Source organism: Pseudomonas sp. MWU13-3659 (genome assembly GCF_023757525.1).
GTDB classification, from domain to species: Bacteria; Pseudomonadota; Gammaproteobacteria; order Pseudomonadales; family Pseudomonadaceae; genus Aquipseudomonas; species Aquipseudomonas entomophila_E.
Genome location: NZ_JAMSHW010000103.1, coordinates 1 through 571 on the forward strand (window position 1 = coordinate 1; position 571 = coordinate 571).

Annotated in this window: 1 pseudogene; it reads right to left on the bottom strand. The window is 64.8% G+C overall.

What is annotated here, in order from left to right:
- A pseudogene (locus NGM28_RS28500) lies at positions 1-552 on the bottom strand (hypothetical protein); the annotation flags it as partial.
- Positions 553-571 lie beyond the last annotated feature (19 nt).

The window sequence follows — 571 nt, forward strand, 5'->3', positions numbered from 1 at the left end:
GCTGGTGATCTTGCCCCAGTCCAGTGGGGGGATATCGCCCTGGACCTGTACCTGGCTGCCGATAACCTGGCCCTTCGCGTTGATGATTACTTTCGCATAGGCCCCAGGGATAACCCCGATGTCTGGCAGCGTGGCCTGGATGGCCACGTCGCGGGTGGCGTCGAACTCCACCTGCCCGGTGATATCACCCTGCAGGGAGATCCGACGAGCGGTGGCCAACTGCCGAGCTTTACCGGCGGGCGTGGTGCCATCCACCAACTCCGAGACTTTTGTCCGCACCTCTTCCACGGACTTGAACGAGGCGAAGTGCTTCACCAGCGGGCCGTCGATCGGCTCAGTGGGACGGCGATCGACAATGCCGGCGGCAGTCACGTCAGCGATGGGGATGCAGTAGTGGCGTTTGCCGGCAGCGTCGGTGTAGTCGGCCCGCTGCTGGCCGCTCGCAAGCGTCCAGCGCGCTTGAACATCGTTCAGGTAACGCTCTAGGACAACATCCACCCAGACGGTGGCAGGCAGCGCCGAGACGCTGATGCCGGTGGACCCTGAGCCCACCCCGCCGATGCGCAGGCCC